16 protein-coding genes are annotated in these 17,264 nt (G+C 71.1%); 5 read left to right on the forward strand and 11 right to left on the reverse strand.

The annotated features are described in order from the left end of the window. Window positions 1-3: 3 nt before the first annotated feature. The 6 genes from ACWF7A_RS09765 to ACWF7A_RS09790 form a co-directional block, all read right to left on the reverse strand. Window positions 4-768, reverse strand: a complete 765-nt coding sequence (locus ACWF7A_RS09765) for a citryl-CoA lyase (protein ID WP_452250033.1) — start codon at window positions 766-768, stop codon at window positions 4-6. Beyond that, window positions 755-1,891 carry a CaiB/BaiF CoA transferase family protein gene (locus ACWF7A_RS09770; RefSeq protein ID WP_452250034.1) on the reverse strand — a complete coding sequence of 379 codons (1,137 nt, stop codon included), beginning with the start codon at window positions 1,889-1,891 and terminating at the stop codon, window positions 755-757. The genes ACWF7A_RS09765 and ACWF7A_RS09770 overlap by 14 nt, the downstream gene beginning before the upstream one ends. Continuing rightward, window positions 1,891-3,309 (reverse strand): amidohydrolase family protein, encoded by a 1,419-nt coding sequence (locus tag ACWF7A_RS09775; protein WP_452250035.1) that lies wholly within the window; start codon window positions 3,307-3,309, stop codon window positions 1,891-1,893. The genes ACWF7A_RS09770 and ACWF7A_RS09775 overlap by 1 nt, the downstream gene beginning before the upstream one ends. Before the next feature lie 74 nt (window positions 3,310-3,383). After that, on the reverse strand, window positions 3,384-4,190 hold the full coding sequence (locus tag ACWF7A_RS09780; RefSeq protein WP_452250036.1) for an IclR family transcriptional regulator domain-containing protein: 807 nt from the start codon (window positions 4,188-4,190) through the stop codon (window positions 3,384-3,386). A gap of 27 nt (window positions 4,191-4,217) precedes the next feature. Beyond that, window positions 4,218-6,686, reverse strand: a complete 2,469-nt coding sequence (locus ACWF7A_RS09785; protein WP_452250037.1) for an excinuclease ABC subunit UvrA — start codon at window positions 6,684-6,686, stop codon at window positions 4,218-4,220. 119 nt (window positions 6,687-6,805) lie between these two features. Next, on the reverse strand, window positions 6,806-7,777 hold the full coding sequence (locus ACWF7A_RS09790) for a TerC/Alx family metal homeostasis membrane protein (RefSeq protein WP_452250038.1): 972 nt from the start codon (window positions 7,775-7,777) through the stop codon (window positions 6,806-6,808). A 208-nt stretch (window positions 7,778-7,985) separates the two neighbouring features. Here ACWF7A_RS09790 and ACWF7A_RS09795 point away from each other — a divergent pair, with 208 nt between their 5' ends. The 5 genes from ACWF7A_RS09795 to ACWF7A_RS09815 all read left to right on the forward strand — a co-directional run bounded on the left by ACWF7A_RS09795 (window position 7,986) and on the right by ACWF7A_RS09815 (window position 12,914). Continuing rightward, the gene (locus ACWF7A_RS09795) at window positions 7,986-8,975 is read left to right on the forward strand and encodes a helix-turn-helix domain-containing protein (RefSeq protein WP_452250039.1); all 990 of its coding nucleotides are present in this window, start codon (window positions 7,986-7,988) and stop codon (window positions 8,973-8,975) included. Between the two features lie 67 nt (window positions 8,976-9,042). Beyond that, complete coding sequence (locus tag ACWF7A_RS09800) at window positions 9,043-9,870, forward strand: CPBP family intramembrane glutamic endopeptidase (protein WP_452250040.1); 828 nt, start codon at window positions 9,043-9,045, stop codon at window positions 9,868-9,870. Next, on the forward strand, window positions 9,867-10,991 hold the full coding sequence (locus ACWF7A_RS09805; protein WP_452250041.1) for a sensor histidine kinase: 1,125 nt from the start codon (window positions 9,867-9,869) through the stop codon (window positions 10,989-10,991). The genes ACWF7A_RS09800 and ACWF7A_RS09805 overlap by 4 nt, the downstream gene beginning before the upstream one ends. After that, complete coding sequence (locus ACWF7A_RS09810) at window positions 10,988-11,644, forward strand: response regulator (protein ID WP_452250042.1); 657 nt, start codon at window positions 10,988-10,990, stop codon at window positions 11,642-11,644. Before ACWF7A_RS09805 ends, ACWF7A_RS09810 begins: the two co-directional genes overlap by 4 nt. 61 nt (window positions 11,645-11,705) lie before the next feature. Further along, on the forward strand, window positions 11,706-12,914 hold the full coding sequence (locus ACWF7A_RS09815) for a GDSL-type esterase/lipase family protein (protein WP_452250043.1): 1,209 nt from the start codon (window positions 11,706-11,708) through the stop codon (window positions 12,912-12,914). Here ACWF7A_RS09815 and ACWF7A_RS09820 read toward each other — a convergent pair. The 5 genes from ACWF7A_RS09820 to ACWF7A_RS09840 all read right to left on the reverse strand — a co-directional run bounded on the left by ACWF7A_RS09820 (window position 12,911) and on the right by ACWF7A_RS09840 (window position 17,195). Further along, entirely contained in the window at window positions 12,911-13,474 is a 564-nt protein-coding gene (locus ACWF7A_RS09820) for a hypothetical protein (RefSeq protein WP_452250044.1), read from the reverse strand. The two genes, ACWF7A_RS09815 and ACWF7A_RS09820, sit on opposite strands and share 4 nt — an antisense overlap. Beyond that, window positions 13,474-14,823 (reverse strand): hypothetical protein, encoded by a 1,350-nt coding sequence (locus ACWF7A_RS09825; RefSeq protein WP_452250045.1) that lies wholly within the window; start codon window positions 14,821-14,823, stop codon window positions 13,474-13,476. Before ACWF7A_RS09825 ends, ACWF7A_RS09820 begins: the two co-directional genes overlap by 1 nt. Continuing rightward, window positions 14,820-15,572, reverse strand: coding sequence for an ABC transporter ATP-binding protein (locus tag ACWF7A_RS09830; RefSeq protein WP_452250046.1), 753 nt, complete (start codon window positions 15,570-15,572; stop codon window positions 14,820-14,822). The genes ACWF7A_RS09825 and ACWF7A_RS09830 overlap by 4 nt, the downstream gene beginning before the upstream one ends. Window positions 15,573-15,651: 79 nt before the next feature. Beyond that, a complete protein-coding gene (locus tag ACWF7A_RS09835) occupies window positions 15,652-16,410 on the reverse strand; it encodes an ABC transporter ATP-binding protein (protein WP_452250047.1) in 759 nt (252 codons plus the stop codon). Beyond that, the gene (locus ACWF7A_RS09840; RefSeq protein ID WP_452250048.1) at window positions 16,410-17,195 is read right to left on the reverse strand and encodes a zf-HC2 domain-containing protein; all 786 of its coding nucleotides are present in this window, start codon (window positions 17,193-17,195) and stop codon (window positions 16,410-16,412) included. The genes ACWF7A_RS09835 and ACWF7A_RS09840 overlap by 1 nt, the downstream gene beginning before the upstream one ends. Window positions 17,196-17,264 lie beyond the last annotated feature (69 nt).

Raw genomic sequence — 17,264 nt, forward strand, 5'->3', positions numbered from 1 at the left:
TGCTCACTCCTCGACAGGTGCTACGGACCTGGTGTTCTTGTCTACAGAAAGGAAGATCTCGTTGGCCACGGGGTTGCGCAGCTCTTCGGCGAGCTGCCCGATCAGCCCGGCGGTGCGGGCCAGCAACGCGAAGCCCCGCAACAGCTCCAGTGGCAGGCCGAGGTCGGCGAGGACCGCGCCGCACGTGCCCGCCCCGTTGAGCGGCAACGTCTTGCCGAGCACCTGCGGGTGCATCCGGCCGATCGCGGCGAACAGCGAGAGGTGCGGCCCGACCAGGCCTTCCTCCTCGGCGATCTCGAACAGGCGCGGGGTGCGGGGATCGCCGTTCTTGTGCACGTGGTGGCCGAGCCCGGGGATGCGCGCTTTGCCTTGCGCTCGCACGGTGTCCAGCGCGAGCGCGTCCCAGTCTGGGTCCGGGTTCGCACGCACGACCGCGTTGAGGAAACGGCCGGCGTCCTCGGTGACCCCGAGGAACCGCGAGCCTCCCCCCAGCAGCCCGGCGGCCAGTGCGCCCTGCACGGAGTCCGGCGCGGACAGGAACGTCAGCCGGCTGACGATCGCGGTCGGCGTGAACCCGTGGTCGGCCAGGGCGGCCAGCACCGCCTCGAACAGCCGCGTCTCGCCGGGACTCGGCCGCCGCTGGGTCGCGAGCCAGAACGCCAGCTCACCGAACCCGACGGTGCCCATCACGTCGCGGGCGAGATCCTTGCCCAGCAACGTGATCGTGTCGGGTGTCGACGCGCCGAGCGCCGTTTCATAGGTCGTCACGATTCTCCTCCAACCACGTCCGCAGCTCCTCCCCGTGCTCGTCGAGCGCCGGCGGCGGCAGCCGGTAGACCGCCGGGGTCTCCGAGAAGCGGATCGGGTGCCGCGTCGTCGGCACGTCGCCGACCACCACGACCGGGTCGAGCCCGAACCGTTCGGCCATCGCGAAACCGCCGTCGATCGTGTTGATCGGCCCGCACGGCACCCCGGCCGCGACGAGCAGGTCGAACCACTCGTCGGCACCCCTGGTGCGCAGCCGTTCCACCAGCACCGGCCGCAGCTCCTCGCGGTTGCGGGTGCGGTCGGCGTTGCGGGCGAACCGCGGGTCGTCCGGCACCTCGGCCAGTTCCAGCACCTCGCACAGCCGCCGGAACTGGCCGTCGTTGGCCGCCGCGACGATCAGGTCGTTGTCGGCGGTCGGCAGCGGCTCGTACGGGAACACGCTGGGGTGCGCGTTGCCCATCCGGAACGGCACGACATCGCCCGCGACGTACGCCGAGCTGTGGTTCACCAGCCCGGTCAGCGCCGACGACAGCAGGTTCACCTCCACGAGCTGGCCCTGTCCTGTGGCGTCGCGGTGGCGCAGCGCGGCGAGGATGCCGATCACGGCGTGGTTGCCCGCCATCACGTCGAACACCGAGATGCCCGCGCGGTACGGCGGCCCGTCCGGGTCACCGGTGAGGCTCATCAGCCCGGAGATCGCCTGCACCATCAGGTCGTAGCCCGGGACGTGCTTTCCCCCTCCGGAGCCGAAACCCGTGATCGACGCGTAGACCACCCGCGGGTTGTCCGCGCTGACCGAGGCGTGGTCGAGCCCGTACTTGGCCAGGCCGCCGGGCTTGAAGTTCTCGATCACCACGTCGGCGCGGCGGGCGAGCTCCCGTCCCAGTGCGGCGTCCTGCTCGTCGCGCAGGTCCAGCGCGATCGACCGCTTGCCCCGGTTGATCCCGAGGTAGTAGGTCGAGACGTCCTCGCGCACGGGCGGTGTCCACGTGCGCGTCTCGTCCCCGGCCGGCCCCTCGACCTTGACGACGGAGGCGCCCATGTCCGCGAGCAGCATGGTCGCGTACGGGCCCGCCAGCACGCGGGAGAAGTCGGCTACCAGCAAGCCTTCCAGCGGACCCATCAGACGGACGTCCGGGTGTCGCCGCGGTACTCGGTGTAGGTGTAGGGGTTGTCGAGCACCTTGGACTCCGGGATGTCGGGGTTCATGCCCTTGTGCCACGCCTCCTCGCCCAGCTGGGAGCGCAGGTGGTCGACGGTGTCCAGGACCTGGGAGCGGATCGAGCCGAGGTCGACGCCGACGAGCTTGTGGTCGCGCTTCACGATCCGGCCGTTCACGACCACGGTGTCCACATCGGACCGTTGCGCCTGGAAGGCGACGTGCCCGTAAGGGTTGAGGATCGGGAACATCGCGGGGGAGTCCTCGTTGCGCAACAGTACGACGTCGGCCTTCTTGCCCACTTCGAGGCTGCCGAGGTCCGCGGCGCGTCCCAGCGCCCGCGCGCCGCCCATCGTCGCCCACTCCACGACCTGCTCGGCCCGCAACGACGAGTGCGTGACGGTGTCGTTGTTGCCGTGCGCGGACATGTGCTCACGAGCCCGGTCGGCACCCAGCGTCGTGCGCATCGCGGAGAACAGGTCGCCGCTCCACCACACCGACGTGTCCATCGACAGCGACACCGGGATGCCGTGCTCGCGGATCGCCCAGGTGGGCGGGTAACCCTGGCCCGCGCTCTGCTCGCTCTCGGTCGACACGGAGATCGACCCGCCGGTGGCCGCGATGCGGTGGTAGGAGTCGGCGGACAACGTCGCCGCGTGCACGTAGATCGACTGCGGCGTCATGAACCCGTTTTCGTACATGAGCCTGATGCCGTCGTCGTTCGTCGCGCCCCACACGCCCGCGTGCGTCGTGACCGGGACGCCGAGCTCCCGCGCGACCTCGAAGGCGGGCTTCTCGGGGAACGACGGGTCGCCCGTCACGTCGAACGCGAGCTGGAAGCCCAGCATGTCGTCGCCGGTGATGCGGCGGGAGACGAAGTCGCGGAACTCGGGCCTGGCCGTCCACGAGGCGGGGCTGTCCTGGATGTTCCCGTACGCCAGCACGAACCGGCCCGGCACCGCCCGCAGAGCGTCGACCGCGGCGTCCGCGTGGTCGGTGGTCTGCAGGCCGTGCGACCAGTCGACGGTCGTGGTGACACCCGCGTCGAGCGCTTCGGCCGCCCCGAGCAGGTTGCCCGCGTGGATGTCCTCGGGCCGGAAGACCTTGCCCCACTCGAGGTAGTACCAGACGAAGTACTGCGTGAGCGTCCAGTCGGCGCCGTAGCCGCGCATCGCGGTCTGCCACATGTGCCGGTGCGTGTCGATCATGCCCGGCATGACGATGCCGTTCGTGGCGTCGATCTCCACGGTCCCTTCCGGCACCTCCAGCCGCGGTCCGATCGCGGCGATCCGGTCGCCGGCCAGCAACACGTCGTGGTCGACCAGGGGCTGACGGCCGTCCATGGTGAGGACGGTGCCGTTTCTGAGGACGATGGAACTCATCGGGGAACTCCTAGACCGTCTAGCGGACAGGTGTCCGTTGAATCCTCAACCTTCGGCGCCCGCCGGTCAACCCCTCAGGACGCGACGACCTCGTGCGGCACCGTGCCGAGCCGGGCGAAGTCCGCGCTGATCTCGCCCGCGACCTGCAACAGCAGGGGCAGGTGGTGGTCGAGCATGTGCTCGACCGACGTCTCGGACGCGTGGCAGTTGACGTTGATCCCGGCGACGACCGCACCGGTCCCGTCCCGCAGCGGCGCCGCGACCGACCGGATGCCCAGCGCGAGCTGTTCGTCGGTCATCGCCCACCCGCGCGCCCGCACGTCCCGCAGCACGGCGTCGCGCTCGGCCGCGTCCGGCTGCCACCGCGACGTGAGCCCGGACCGGGTCGGCTGCGCGAGCACGGCCTCCAGCTCGTCCGGCGGCATCGCGGCGAGCTGCACCTTTCCCAGTGACGTGGAAAGAGCCGGGAACCGGGTGCCGATCTGCACGGACAGCGTGACGATCTTCGGCACGGCGACACGGGCGACGTAGACGATGTCCGACCCGTCGAGCTGCGCGATCGACACCGACTCGTTCGTGCGCGCGCAGAGCCGTTCCATGTGCGGGCGGGCGACGTCCCACAGGCCCATCGACCGCACGTACGCGACGCCGAGGTCGAGCACCCGCGGTGTGAGCGCGAAGCCGGCCTCGCTCTGCCGCACGTACCCCAGCTCGACCAGCGTCAGCAGGATCCGGCGCGCGGTCGGCCGCGCGAGCTCGGTGGCCGCGGCGACCTCGCTCAGCGTCATCACCGGGCGCAGCGGCCGGAACGAGCGGATCACGTCCAGGCCGCGGGCGAGCGCCTCGATGAAGTCGGGGCCGGTGTCAGAGCGAGCAGGCATGGGCCCACGATAACGGACACCTGTCCGTCAGAGGTGTCGAGCGAGGTACCGCCCGGTGACGCTCTCCGGCGACGCGGCGATGCGCTCCGGGGTCCCGGAGGCGACGATCCTGCCGCCCGCCGCGCCGCCGCCCGGTCCGAGGTCGACGACGTGGTCCGCGTTGGCGATCAGGTCGAGGTCGTGCTCGATCAGGACGACCGTGGCGCCGCGGTCGGTCAGGCGCCCGATCACCGACAGCAGCGTGCGGACGTCGAGCGGGTGCAGGCCGACGCTGGGCTCGTCGAGCACGAACACCGCGTCGGCCTGGTCGCGGTCGAGCTCGGAGGCGAGCTTGAGCCGCTGGGCCTCACCGCCGGACAACGCCGTCGTCGCCTCGCCGAGGGTGAGGTAGCCGAGGCCGAGGTCGACCAGTGACTGCAGACGGGTGCGGACCTTGCGCATGTCCTGCACGTGATCGAGCGCCTGGCACGTCGTGAGCGCCAGGAGCTCCGGCAGCGCGGTCCCGTTGCGACGGTGCTCGCTCGCGGCGGGGGAGTAGCGGGTGCCGCCGCAGTCCGGGCAGGCGATGTCGACGTCCGGCAGGAACTGCACGTCGAGCGAGATCTCGCCGGTCCCCTCGCACCGCGGACAGCGCAACGAGCCGGTGTTGTAGGAGAAGTCGCCGGCGGCGAGACCGTCGGCCCGGGCCGCGTACGCGCGGCGCAGGTCGTCCATGACCCCGCTGTAGGTGGCGACGGTCGAGCGGACGTTGACGCCGATCGGGGTGGCGTCGACGACGTTGACCCGCGTGATCGCCCCGGCGTCGACCTCGGCGACCCACGCGGGCGGCCGTTCGCCGGAGGTCTTGGCCCGCAACGCCGGCACCAGGCTCTCCAGCACCAGCGTGGTCTTGCCCGAGCCGGACACGCCGGTGACCGCGGTGAGCCGCCCGTGCGGCAGGTCCAGGTCCAGGGCGTGGACGGTGTGCACCGGTCGCGTGGCGAGGTGGATGCGGCCGTGCGCGAACATCTCGGCCTCACTGATCCGCGCGCGGGTCACGACGGGTTCCCGGCCCGCGAGGAAGCCGCCCAGCAGGGACTCGGAGCTGGCCGCCAGGTCGGCGACCGTCCCCGTGGTCAGCACCCGGCCGCCCTCCGCACCGGACCCGGGACCGATCTCGATCAGCCAGTCGGCTTCTCGCAACACCTGCACGTCGTGGTCCACCAGCACGACGGAGTTGCCGTCCCGCAACAGGTCCCGCACCACGCCGAGCAGTCCGTCCACGTTGGACGGGTGCAGCCCGATCGACGGCTCGTCCAGCACGTACAGCACGCCGGTGGTCTCGTTGCGCACCGCCCGCGCGAGCTGGACGCGCTGCCGTTCGCCGGTCGACAGCGTGGAGGACGCCCGGTCGAGGCTGAGGTACCCGAGCCCGAGCTCGACCAGCCGTCGCGCGGTGTCCAGCAGCTGCTCGGTGATGCTCCGGGCCATCGCGCGCATGTCGGACGGCAGCGACGTCTCGATCTCCGGCACCCACGCGACCAGGTCGTCCAGCGTCTGGGCGGTCGCCTCGGCGAGGGTGATCCCGCGGACCAGCGGCGCCAGCGCGGCGGGGCTGAGCCGGGTCCCGTGGCACGTCGGGCAGGTCTGGGTGCTGATGAACTTGTTCACCCGGCCGAGGCCGCGTTCGGTGGTGGCGTTCTTCAACGCCTCCCGCACCGCCAGCCTGGCGTTGCGGTAGGTGAAGTTGAGATCGAAGACCCGGCCTGCCTTGGAGGGCACCCGGATCTGCCTCTTCTCCGCCGGTCCGTTCATCACGAACTCGCGTTCGGAGTCCGTCAGCTCCGCGTACGGCACGTCGGTGCGCACGCCGAACTCACCGATGACCTCGGGCATCACCGACAGCCCGAACATCCCCCACGGCGCGACGGCGCCCTCGGCGATCGTGAGCGACGGATCAGGCACCAGCCGGTCGTCGTCGATCTCGCGCACCACGCCCGTGCCGGAACAGTGCGGGCACGCGCCGTCGGAGTTGAACGCCAGCATCTCCGCGCCCGGCGGGGTGAACGTGACACCGCAGACCGGGCAGGTCAGGTCGAGCTCCTGCGCCACGGCGATGGTCGGTTCCTGCTGGTGGCCGTTGGGGCAGCGGTGCGAGGCCAGCCGCGAGAACAGCAGCCGCAGGACGTTGAGCAGCTCGGTCGAGGTGCCGAACGTGCTGCGGACGCCCGGCACACCCGGCCGTTGCCGCAGGGCGAGGGCGGCCGGGACGTGCCGGACGCTGTCGACGGCCGCACGCGGAGCCTGGGACATCCGGCGCCGGGTGTACGTCGACAGCGCCTCGACGTACCGCCGCGAGCCCTCCGCGTACAGCACGCCCATCGCGAACGACGACTTGCCCGAACCGGACACGCCCGCGATGGCGACGAGCTGCCGCAACGGCACCGTCACGTCGACGTCGCGCAGGTTGTGCACCCGCGCTCCCCGCACCTCGATGGCCAGAGGCTGTTCCCGCATGCGTCGAACCTACGGTCTGGAGAGCAGCACCGCGCACGCGATCACCAGTGCGGTCAGCACCAGGAGGGTGACGCTGACGTCCACGAGGAAGTCGATCAGGCGCGCGGTGGCCATGGTGATCAGTCCAAACTGGCTGGTTCCCTGCGGTTGGCACGGAGGCTGGTCAGCGTCACGACGCCCAGGGTCGCCACGATGACGCCCAGCGAGACCGGGGTCGGGATCGTCGGCACGGACGGCCACACGCCGTGCGCCCAGTGCAGCACCAGCTTCAGGCCGATGAACCCGAGGATGATCGCGAGACCGTGGTTGAGATGCACGAGCTTGGCCAGCACCGACTGCAGCACGAAGTACAGCGCGCGCAGGCCGAGCAGCGCGAACGCGTTGGTGGTGAACACGAGGTACGGGTCCTCGGTGATGCCGTACACGGCGGGCACGGAGTCGATCGCGAACACGACGTCGGTCGCGAAGATCGCCACGACCACGATCGCGAGCGGCGTGAGGGCCCTGCGCCCGTTCTCGCGCACGAGCATCTTCGTGCCGCGGTAGTCGTCGGTGACCGGCATGAGCCTGCGCAGCAGCCTCACCGAGCGCATCTTCGAGGTGTCCTTGGTCTCGGGCTGACCCGAGAGGGCGGAGTGCAGGATCTTCAGCGCCGAGGCGAACAGGACGAGACCGAACACCAGGAACGCCCACGTGCCGGCGGACAGCATCGCGGCACCGGCCGCGATGAAGATGCCGCGCAGCACCAGTGCGCCGACGATGCCGTAGAGCAGCACGCGTTGCTGGATCTCCGACGGCACGCTGAATGCCGCGAGCAGCAGCATGAAGACGAACAGGTTGTCCACCGAGAGGGACTTCTCGACCACGAACCCGGTGATGAACTCCAGCGACTGACCGCTGCCGAACTCGAACCACAGCCAGAGTCCGAACACCAGCGGCAGCGTCAGGTAGAAGACGGACCAGCCGGCCGCTTCCTTGATCGACACCTCGTGCGGGCGCCGCGTGACCAGGAAGTCGACGACCAGCAGACCGAGCAGCACCGCGATGCTGATGAACCACAGTGCGGGCGATGCCACGGATGCCACGGGCACAGGACCTCCTCGAACAACGATCGTTCGAGGTCTCCTTCACCCGCGGACGGGTGGCCTCCCGGGGACACCTTGGGGATGTCCGTACTGACCGGGCAGACGCTTGGGAAGTACTCCCCTCGCCGGACAGCATAGGTAAAGGGATGGTAATGCTCAAGTAAGCCGTTTTGTGGCTTGCATCTCAAGCGGCTTGAGGTTCGATGGTGTGCGTATGGACGACACCAGGCTGTACGCGATCGGTGAGGTCGCGCGCCGGACGGGGCTGAGCGTCAGCGCGATCCGGTTCTACTCCGACGAGGGCGTCGTGCCGCCCGTCGAGGTCACCACGGGCGGGCATCGGCTCTACGACGTGCACGCCATCGCACGACTCGAGTTCGTCAGCACGTTGCGCGAACTCGACGCGGGCCTCGACGACATCCGTCGGCTGCTCTCCGGCGGCCTGACGCTGACCGACCTCGCGACGGCGCACCTGGCCCGGCTGGACGACCAGGTCCGCCGCATCCGGTCGCGCCAGGCCGTGCTGCGCACGATCGCGCGGCAGAACTCCGAGGCCGAGCAGGTGGTCCTCCTGCACAAGCTCGCCGGGATGTCCGACGAGGACCGCGACCGCCTGATGGACGACTTCTGGGACGAGATCAGCGAGGGCCTCCAGGTCAGCCCGGACTTCCTCGGCCTCATGCGCAACGGTCCGCTGGTGCTCCCGGACGAACCCTCCACGGAGCAGCTGGAGGCGTGGATCGAGCTGGCCGACCTCCTGCAGGACACGGGCTTCCGCCGCGAGGTGCGCGCGGCGTTGCACGAGACCTTCTCCAGCCCCACCGCGGCGATGATGACCTCGACGGCGATGGTCGAGGCCTTCGAACGGGGCGGCGCGATCATGGTGCGCGCACAGGAGGCACAACGGGCCGGCGTTCCCGCGGACTCGCCGCTGGGGCGTGAGATCGCAGGGGACTACACGGCGTACCTCGGGGAGATCGCCGAGACCCCGGACAGTCCCGGGTTCCGCGAGAAGCTGGCGGCCGACGTGCTCGACATCGAACGGCTGCACCTGGAGGCGATCGAGGAGGCCGTCGCGCCGACCGACCCGTACACCCGGTACCAGTCGCTCGTGGCGATCATCGACGGGACGGCGCAGCAGGCCGCGGAGTTCATGCCGTTCGCGTGGTTGTCCGCTGCGCTGAAGGCGTCCGTGTCCCCCTAGCGAGCTACACGGGAATGTCCACCTCGGGGGAACGTCGGCGACGCACGAGATCCATAGCGTTCCGGTCATGCGATTCCTGAAGCAGTTGGCCGTCGTGGCGGTCGTGTCGTGGGCCGGTGGCAACGGTGTGCGGGCGCTGGGGTGGAACTGGCCTCTCACCCTGGTCGCCGGGTTCCTGGCGGCGGCGCTGGCACTGGCCGCGTACGCCTGGGTCGTGCGCAGGACCGAGCACCGCGACCCCACCGAGGTCTCGCTGAGGACCGCTCCCGGCGCGCTCGGGCGGGGTGTCCTCATCGGACTCGCGATGTTCGGGGCGGTGATCGCGAACATCGCGTTCCTCGGCGGGTACGAGGTGCGCGGGTGGGGGTCGCTGACCGGCACGCTCGCGATCCTCGGGTTCATGGTGGCGGTCGCCGTCACCGAGGAGCTGTTGTACCGGGGCGTGCTGTTCCGGATCATCGAGGAGAAGATCGGCACGTGGCTCGCCCTGGTCCTGAGCGGACTGGTGTTCGGCTTCGCGCACTTCCCCAACCCCGGAGCCACGGTGTGGAGCTCGCTCGCCATCGCGATCGAGGCGGGCCTGATGCTCGGCGCCGCGTTCGTGGCCACGCGCACCCTGTGGGTGCCGATCGGCGTGCACTTCGCGTGGAACTTCGCCCAGGGCGGCATCTTCAGCACCAGCGTCTCCGGCCAGGACGCGCCGCAGGGCCTGCTGGACGGCGTGACGTCCGGTCCGGCGATCCTCACCGGGGGCGACTTCGGGCCCGAGGCGAGCGCCTACTCGGTGGTGGCGGGCGTCGTGGTCACCGTGGCGTTCCTGTGGCTGGCGCGGCGGCGGGGCACCATCGTGCCCCGCCGTGGCCGCACCGCCCCGGCCGCTACGCTCGGCGCGTGATCAGCCTTCAGCGGTGGCGCGGCTGGGACGTTCGCGTCCAGGACGCGCCGCTCGCGCTGCTCCTCGCGCTGGGCTCGCTGGTGCCCGCGTTGCACGACAAGGGAACCCAGCTCGGCGGGTTGCCGAACCGGCCGTTCGACCTGCTCGCGATCGCCGTCATCGCACTCGAGTGCCTGCCGCTGGTCGTGCGCCGGAAGTGGCCCCTCGTCTGCCTTGCGCTCGTGTCGGTCGCGTTCGCCGTGGACCAGCTGCGCGGCTACCACACCGTCGCCGGCACGGCCCTGCCGATCGCGTTGATCAGCGCCGGTCTGCACCTCTCGCACCACCGGCGCGGCACCGTGATCGCGCTCTCCGCCGGGTACACCGGGCTGGCCGTCGCGCTGGACCTGAACGGGGCGACCGAGGGCGTCGCCGGGTTCGTCACGTTCTACCTGGCGCTGGCCGCCGCGTGGGCGGTCGGCGCGTGGTTGCGGCTCTCCCGCAGCGCCGAGGCCGAACGCCGGCAGCACATCGCCGTCTCCACCCGTGTCGCGGAACGGACGTTGATCGCCCGCGAGCTGCACGACGTGGTGACCCACCACGTGACGGCGATGGTGGTGCAGGCCGAGGCCGCGCGGTACCTGACGGCGGCCCCGGAACGGCTGGACCAGACGTTGCAGGCGATCACGGACACCGGCCGTCGGTCGCTGACCGACCTGCGGCACCTGCTCGACCTGCTGAACCCCGACCACAGCACGGAGTCTCCCGGCGACCTGCGCACGCTGGTCGAGCAGACCCGTCTCGCCGGGCAGCCCGTGGAGTTCGCGGAGGAGGGCGAGGCGGCGCGGGACGCGGGCAGCGCCGAGGCCGTCGCGTACCGGGTGGTGCAGGAGGCGTTGACGAACGCGCTGAAGTACGCGCGCGGCAACCCGACGAACGTGCGGGTGCGTTACGGCGAAAGGGAAATCACCGTGGAGGTCGGCACCGAGGGCGCGAGGTCGTCCACGACGGTCGGAGGCAGCGGTCGCGGCCTCGCCGGGCTGCGCGAGCGCGTCGACGTGCTGGGCGGCGAGTTCTCGGCGGGCCGGCACGACGGCGGGTTCGTGGTCCGGGCGCGCATCCCCGCGGGGAACCCGGCGTGACCGCACCGGTTCGCGTGCTGGTGTGCGACGACCAGGCGCTCATCCGCACCGGCTTCGCCACGATCATCGACGCCCAGCCGGACCTCGAGGTCGTGGGGGAGTGCGGGGACGGGCGCGCGGCGGTCGAACTGGCCAGGAGGCTGAACCCGGACGTCGTCGTGATGGACGTGCGGATGCCGGTGCTCGACGGCATCGGGGCGACCCGGCTGCTGGCGGGCGCCGGGGTCCCCGATCCCGTCAAGGTGCTCGTGGTGACGACGTTCAACCTGGACGAGTACGTGTACGAGGCGCTGCGGGCCGGTGCGAGCGGGTTCCTGCTCAAGGACGCGCCCCCGGCCCAGCTGCTGCACGGCATCCGGACCGTGGCGAGCGGCGCCGCGTTGCTCGCGCCCGAGGTGACGCGGCAGCTCGTCGGCCGGTTCGCGGCGCGCATCCGGCCCGCGGGCGAGGTCGCGGAGCCCCAGCTGGCGCCGCGCGAGCTGGAGGTGTTGCGCCTCATCGCGGAAGGCCTGTCCAACAGCGAGATCGCCGCGGCCCTGGTGATCAGCCAGGAGACGGTGAAGACGTACGTGTCGCGCATCCTGACGAAGCTGGACCTCCGCGACCGGGTGCAGGCCGTCGTCTACGCGTACCGCCGCGGCCTGGTGACCTGACCCCTTACCGGGCGATCACGAGACGTGACTGATCGATCACGGACCGGTAAGAAGACAGGACATGAGAATCCCTGCGCTTGTTCCTGTCCTGTCGGTGATGATCGCGCTCCTCACGCCGGCGGCCGCCGCCGAACGGCCCGTCTGGTTCACGTCGTGGGCGCAGTCGCAACAGCACCTCGCCCCTGTCACGCTGCACGACCAGTCGATGCGGATGATCACGCACCTCAGCCAGGGCGGCGGTGCGGTCCGGATCCGGGTGCAGAACACGTTCGGCAAGCAGCCGTTGACGATCGACCGCACTACCGTCGCTCTCAGCGCCGGCGGCGCGGCCGTGGAGGGCACGCGCGACGTGACGTTCGGGGGCCGGCGCGCCGTGACGATCCCGGCGGGTGGCGAGACGTGGAGCGACCGCACGTCCCTGAAGACCGAACCGGGCACCGATCTCGCCGTCAGCCTGCACGTCGCCGGTGAGGTCGTGCCCGGCCGGCACGAGTCCGCGTTCCGCGAGAACTACCTGACCCCGCCCGGCTCCGGCGACCACACCACCGGCGACGGCACCGCGTACACGCAGACCGTCCAGTCGACGTACGTGGTGAGCGCGGTGGACGTGCTCAACCCGAGGCTGAAGGGGACGGTCGTGCCGTTCGGCAGCTCGGTCGTCGACGGGGTGGGCAGCACCAACTGCGGTCCCGGCTGCACCGAGCTCGGCACCAACAAGCGCTGGAGCGACGTGCTGGCCCGCCGGATCGTCGCCTCGCCCGGCCCGCAGCACGCGGTCGCCAACGCCGGCATCAGCGGCACCACGAGCGCCGTCTGCCCGAACACCCCGGCACCGTTCTTCGGCCTGGATGCGGTGGCACGACTGGAAAGGGACGTTCTTGCACTGCACGGCGTCACCGACGTCATCTACTACTACGGCACGAACGATGTCGCGAACGGCTGCACCGCTGCGGACATCGTCGCCAGCTACCGCGCGGTGTTCGGGCGGCTGCGCCAGGCCGGGATCGCCGTGCACGTCACGCCGATCACGCCCCGGCCCGGGTACAGCGACCAGCAGAACCTCGTGCGGCACGCCGTCAACGACGTCGTGAAGCGCGGTGGCGACTGCTCGGACACCTGCGCCTCGGTGCAGGACCTCGACCAGGTCCTGGAGGACCCGATCAGGCCGAACAGCGTCAACGCCCAGTACGACACCGGTGACGGCGTGCACGCGAACATCAAGGGACAGCAGGCGATCGCCGACTACATCGCGGTGGAGGACCTCGGCTAGCGCCGGCCGCCGCGCACGCAGTAGGCGGCGACCCCGCCCACGAACAGCACCCCGGCCGTCCAGATCGTCGCGGCGTCGTCCGGGGCTCCGAGCGGCCACGAGACGACTCGGCCCAGCGTCGACTCCGAGGGCGGCATGATCGCCGCCACCGCCCACCACAGCACCGGCGCGGCGGCGGCGAGCCGGGCTCCGGCCACCGTGGCCGTGAGCCCGGCCAGGCCGATCATGCCCGCCGTGTCGCGCACGACGAACGCGGCGTCGAACGGTTCGCTGCCGAGTTTCTGCACCAGGAGAACGCTGATGGCGGCGGTTGTCGTCGCGAGCAGGAGGTGGCCCAGGCGCCACAACGGCCAGGGGACGGCGGTCGACCTGTCGAGCTCCGGGTCCTGGCCCGCGAGGCCGGTCGTGGTCACCACCACGGCGGCCAGCGTGGTCAGCGACGCGCTGAGTGCGGTCCACGGTGAGTGCAGCGCCGACCAGGCGATCAGCACCACGACCGGCAAGAGCACCAGTGCCGCGGGGACTCCGCGCGCTCGCGCGTACAGCGCGAGCGGCCTCATCAGCCCGCCTTCAGCACGTCGAGCACGCGTTCGGGATCCTCACACGTCAGCAACATCTGCCGGGTCTGGGCGACCCGCTTCAGCTGTTCGGCCGGGGAGTGCCCGCGGAACTGCTGCCACGCCTGGTCGATCTCGGTGCGCAACCGGCTGCTCGACCACATGAAGGCCTCGGACGGCAGTTCGGCCAGCTCGCCGTGGAAGTATCCGGCCGTCACGTAGCGGACGACGGCTCCGTAGGTGTTGAACGTGTTCGGCGTCGAGCAGGTCGGGACGCCCGCGCCGGCGAGCAGTTCGAGCCGCACCTGGGCCTCGGTCATGGTCAGCACGCCGGGACGGCCCTGCGACGGCAGGTAGACGACGCGCTGATCCCGTTGGGGCACGGTGAGATGCGCCATCGCCGACGTGTCCTCGCGGATCTCGGTGGGCGCGCCGGGCAGCACCGCGAGCTTCGCCAGCGCGTCCCTCCCGGCCGCGGCGACGGTGGGCAGGCTCGCCGCGTGCACCTGGCTCACGCAGACCTTGTCCTCGCACACGAGCTTGCTCGCGATCGAGTCCGTGACCAGCATGTCGGAGTACTTGGAGGGCATGACCGAGAGGGCCAGCGCGACGGCCAGCCCGGCCGGGACGAGCGCGGTGAGACGTCCGAGATGCGTTCGTGCGACGAGCAACAGGAACGCGGTGATGCCCAGGCCGGTGAACCACACGATCTGGCCCAGGTCCACGGACGTCGAGGTCGTGACGAGGTCGGAGGTCGGCGGGTCGAAGACGGGCGTGAGCAGTGCCAGCCGGGAGATCTCGCCGCCCGGTTCGTCGGCTTCGAGCGCCCGGCCCGCCGTGGTCGCGACCATGAACGTGGCCACCAGCGCGACCGGCGCGGTCAGCGGGTGGGGCAGGAGCCTTCCGATGGCGAGTCCCAAGAGGACACTCGACGCCAGCGCGAGCACCACGGTCACCATGAGCGGGACGAACCCGATCGAGATGAACCCGCCGCCGAACGCGACCTTGGCCACCAGTCCCGTGCACAGCACCGCACCCGCGACGGCGACCGTGCCCGCCATCGCCGTGGCCAGCGTGCCGAGCCTCACCCAGCCGGGGCGGGAGGTGGCGTCGAACAGCTCGGTCACCCCGGCGCGGCTGTCGCGCATGCCCTGGAAGACGGCCAGCCCGACCGCGAGCGCCCACACGTAGGCCAGCGGCAGGCGGAGCACGAGCACCGCCGTCGTCGAGTTGGCCGCCCAGCGCGGGCTCGCGGACGTGATGAGCAGCAGCATTCCCGTGCCGGAGACCAGCACGAGCAGTCCGGCCCAGAGCGCGGTGGAGCGCCGCAGCTCGATGCGCAGTCCGGTCACCAGGCACCTCCGGCGGACTTCGCGCTGATCAGCGCCGAGTAGCCGCGTTCGATCGGGCTGTCGCCGACGTGCGCCGTCGTGCCCGCTGTCGCGAGATCGGCCGGAGTTCCCTGGAAGACGAGGGAACCCTCGTTCACGAGCACCACGTCGGTGCACGCCGCCGCGACGTCCTCGACCAGGTGGGTGGAGATCAGCACGCAGGACTGCCGGCCCAGCTCGACGACGAGCTCGCGGAACCTGAGGCGTTGCGCGGGGTCCAGGCCGACCGTCGGTTCGTCCAGGAGCAGGAGCTCGGGCCTGTTGACGATGGCCTGCGCGATGCCGACCCGGCGGACCATGCCGCCGGACAACGACTTCATCCTGTCCTCGGCGCGGTCGGAGAGCCCGACCCGGTCGAGCGCGTCCTTCACGGCGTCCGGGATCTGCTTCTGCGGCATCTCCTTGAGCCAGGCCAGGTACTCGACGAACTCCCGCACCTTGAACCGCTTGTAGTAACCGAAGTGCTGCGGCAGGTAGCCGAGCTTCTTCCGCACGGGCTTGAGCCTGCCGTTCGACGGCGTGCCGAGCAGCGACAGCGTTCCCGCGCTGGGCGACTGCACCGTCGCCAGCGTGCGGATCAGCGTCGTCTTGCCCGCGCCGTTCGGGCCGAGCAGCCCGTGCACGCCCCGGCCGAGCCGGAGGCTGAGCCCGTCGACCGCGTTGCGCCTGCCCATGCGCACCACCAGGCTGTCGGCTTCGATCGCCTGCATCCTGTTCTCCCTCAAGTGTTTTCCGCTCTTGACGGGCAAGACGGCGGCAGGGCTCACGAGGTTCTCGTTGTGACGACCGTCACCAGGTGCCGGGCCGGTTGGGGATGCCGAGCAGCGCGCTGTAGCCGCGTTCGATGGGGCTGTCGCCCGCGTGCTGCTCCGTTCCTCGGGCCGCCAGTTGGTCCGGCGTGCCCTGGAAGACGAGTTTTCCCTGTGAGAGCAGGACAACGTCCGTGCACGCGGCGGCGACGTCCTCGACCAGGTGGGTCGAGACGACGACGCACGAGTCCGTGCCCAGCTCGGTGAGCAACTCGCGGAACCTGAGGCGCTGGGCGGGATCGAGGCCCGCGGTGGGTTCGTCGAGCAACAGGATCTCGGGGTCGTTCACGATCGCCTGCGCGATGCCGACCCGCCGGATCATGCCGCCGGACAACGTCTTCATCCTGTCGTCGGCCCGGTCCGCGAGCCCGACGCGTTCGATCGCGCGCTGCACGGCCGCCGGGATGTCGCGCATCTCCTTGAGCCACGCCACGTACGCGACGAACTCCCGCACGGTGAACCGCCGGTAGTGCCCGAACTCCTGCGGCAGGTAGCCGACAACTCGGCGAAGGCGCCGCAGCTCCATGCCGCCCAGGAGCGTCAACTCCCCGCTCTTGGGCGCGAGGACGGTGGCGAGCGTGCGGATGAGCGTCGTCTTGCCGGCACCGTTGGGCCCCAGCAACCCGTGCACACCGCGCCCCATCGTGAGCGTGACCCCGTCGACCGCCATCCGCCGCCCGGCCTTGATCCTCAGATCGCGGGCCTCGATCTCCCACGCGTAGGTGGTGGGTGCCGTCATCAGTTCCCCTCCAGTCGGGTGAACGCCATCCTGCGCGCCGCGAGCACGACCAGCCCCACGCCCAGCGCCGCGGCCCACACCGGCGTGGCCTCGGGCCCGAGCGCGACAGCCGTGCGGCTGAACGCGATCGTCGGCGCCACGATCGCCACGGCCCACACCGAGATGAGGCCCACGGCAGCGCGGGCGACGCCGGTGTAGGTGCCGAGCGCCAGCGTTCCGACGGTGAACGCCAGACAGGGCAGGAGCCACAGCGCGTACCCGACGTCGGTGAGCAGGCTCGCCATTGCCAGCCCCGGCACCACCACGCCCAGCACCGCCGCGGTCCGCCGGAACACCAGCGGCAACCCGGCGCGGGGCGTGGCGGCGGTCAGTTCGAACGCCGGGTCGAGCGCCCTGCCCCACGACGCCGCGACCCCGAGGACCGGGAGGACCGGCGCGACGAGCAGGACGAGCGAGACCCGGTCACCGACCGCGACCCCGGCCCGGTCGAGTGCGATGGCCGCCGCGGTGACCAGCAGGATCATCGCCAGCCACGGCCCGGCCGCGGGGGAGACCCAGCTGTGCACCCGCCGCCACGGCCTGGCGCGGGGCATCTGCGGGGTGCGGTCGAGGAGGGGGGAGAGGCCGGCCCACACCGCCTCGGCGGTCGGGTCCGGGGCGAGGCGGGCGCGGCAGGGGGCGCAGGTCTCGAGGTGCGACTCGACGGCCCAGAGCTCGTCGGCCGCGATGGCGTCGCCTCGGGAGTAACGGCGCAGCAGGGGGTCGCCGGGGTGGTGGGTGGTCATGGTCGCGCCTCCTTCGTCGCGCTGGGTCGGGTGGTGGGCAGCTCGGTGTGGAGCGTGGCGGTGGTTCCG

The sequence above is a fragment of the Lentzea sp. NPDC055074 genome (assembly GCF_053608005.1).